Here is a 2,066-nt window from a genome sequence, read left to right on the forward strand (position 1 = left end):
CAGATGCAGCTGCCGTTCGTCCTGCAGTCGGCCGAGGTGATGAAGACGGCGGTCGCCTTCCTGGAACCGCACATGGAGAAGACGGACGCGGAGGGTAAGGGCACGATCGTCCTGGCGACCGTGCGTGGGGATGTTCACGACATCGGCAAGAACCTGGTCGACATCATCCTCACGAACAACGGCTACAACGTCGTGAACATCGGTATCAAGCAGCCGGTCTCCGCGATCCTGGAGGCCGCTCAGGAGCACAAGGCCGACGTCATCGGCATGTCGGGTCTCCTGGTGAAGTCGACCGTGATCATGAAGGAGAACCTGGAGGAGCTCAACACCAGGGGACTCGCCACACGGTTCCCCGTGATCCTCGGCGGCGCGGCCCTGACCCGCGCCTACGTGGAGCAGGATCTGCACGAGATCTACGAGGGCGAGGTCCGTTACGCGCGTGACGCGTTCGAGGGTCTGCGGCTGATGGACGCGCTGATCGCCGTCAAGCGCGGAGTCCCCGGCGCCGAACTCCCTCCCCTCAAGCAGCGCCGCGTCCCCCAGCGGGCCGCCGTCCTCGACGTGCGGGAGGCGGAGGAGGCAGGCCGGTCCGACGTGTCCGTCGACAACCCGGTGCCCGCCCCGCCCTTCTGGGGGACCCGCGTGGTCAAGGGCATCCAGCTGAACGAGTACGCGGGCTGGCTGGACGAGCAGGCGCTGTTCAAGGGTCAGTGGGGTCTCAAGCAGGCGGACTCCATCGCCGCCGAGGGCCGGCCCCGGCTGCGCGGGTGGCTGGACCGGATGCACACCGAGCGGCTCCTCGAAGCGGCCGTGGTCTACGGCTACTTCCCCTGCGTCTCCAAGGGCGACGACCTGATCGTCCTCGACCAGGACGGCGGCGAGCGGACCCGCTTCAGCTTCCCGCGCCAGAGCCGCGGGCGCCGTCTGTGCCTCGCGGACTTCGTGCGGCCCGAGGAGTCGGGTGAGGTCGACGTCATCGGCTTCCAGGTGGTCACCGTCGGTTCGAGGATCGGCGAGGCCACGGCCAAGCTGTTCGAGTCCGATTCCTACCGCGACTACCTGGAGCTGCACGGCCTCTCCGTCCAGCTCGCCGAGGCCCTCGCCGAGTACTGGCACGCCCGCGTCCGCGCCGAACTCGGCATCGCCGGATCCGACCCGGCGGGTATGGACGGCATGTTCCGTACCGAGTACCAGGGCTGCCGGTACTCCCTCGGCTACCCCGCCTGCCCGGAACTCTCCGACCGGGCGAAGATCGCCGAACTCCTCCGGCCGGAGCGGATCGGGGTCCACCTCTCCGAGGAGTTCCAGCTCCATCCCGAGCAGTCCACCGATGCTCTAGTCATTCACCACCCCGAAGCGAGCTACTTCAACGCGGGAGGCCGTCGATGACCCCCGCCCCCGCACGTTTCCAAGGAGCACACCGCATGTCTGCCGCATTCACCGACTACAAGGTCGCCGACATCTCCCTCGCCGCCTTCGGCCGCAAGGAGATCACCCTGGCCGAGCACGAGATGCCGGGTCTGATGTCGATCCGGCGGGAGTACGCCGAGGCGCAGCCGCTGGCCGGCGCCCGTATCACCGGTTCGCTGCACATGACCGTGCAGACCGCCGTCCTGATCGAGACCCTGGTCGCGCTCGGCGCCGACGTCCGCTGGGTGTCCTGCAACATCTACTCGACGCAGGACCACGCCGCCGCCGCGATCGCGGCCGCCGGGATCCCGGTCTTCGCCTGGAAGGGCGAGACGCTGGAGGAGTACTGGTGGTGCACGGAGCAGGCGCTGACCTGGCCCGGCCACGTCGGCCCGAACATGATCCTCGACGACGGCGGTGACGCCACCCTCCTCGTCCACAAGGGCGTCGAGTACCAGAAGGCCGGAGCCGTCCCGGACGTCTCCACCGCCGAGAACGAGGAAATGGCCATCGTCCTGGGCCTGCTGGCGAAGACGGACATCGACTGGTCCGCCCTCGCCGCCGAGATCCGCGGTGTGACGGAGGAGACCACGACGGGTGTCCACCGTCTCTACGAGATGATGGCCTCGGGTGACCTGCTGTTCCCGGCGATCAAC

At 68.2% G+C, this 2,066-nt stretch carries 2 protein-coding genes; both read left to right on the forward strand.

Annotated elements, in window-relative coordinates; all coding sequences use genetic code 11:
* The coding region (locus AB0O29_RS35375) for a vitamin B12 dependent-methionine synthase activation domain-containing protein (RefSeq protein ID WP_365160395.1) at positions 1-1,389 on the forward strand (1,389 nt) is incomplete at its 5' end.
* Positions 1,390-1,424: 35 nt separating this feature from the next.
* Positions 1,425-2,066: adenosylhomocysteinase (locus AB0O29_RS35380; protein WP_365160397.1), on the forward strand; the 642-nt coding region annotated here is incomplete at its 3' end.

The organism is Streptomyces sp. NPDC089915, from assembly GCF_040684675.1.
Classification (GTDB): domain Bacteria; phylum Actinomycetota; class Actinomycetes; order Streptomycetales; family Streptomycetaceae; genus Streptomyces.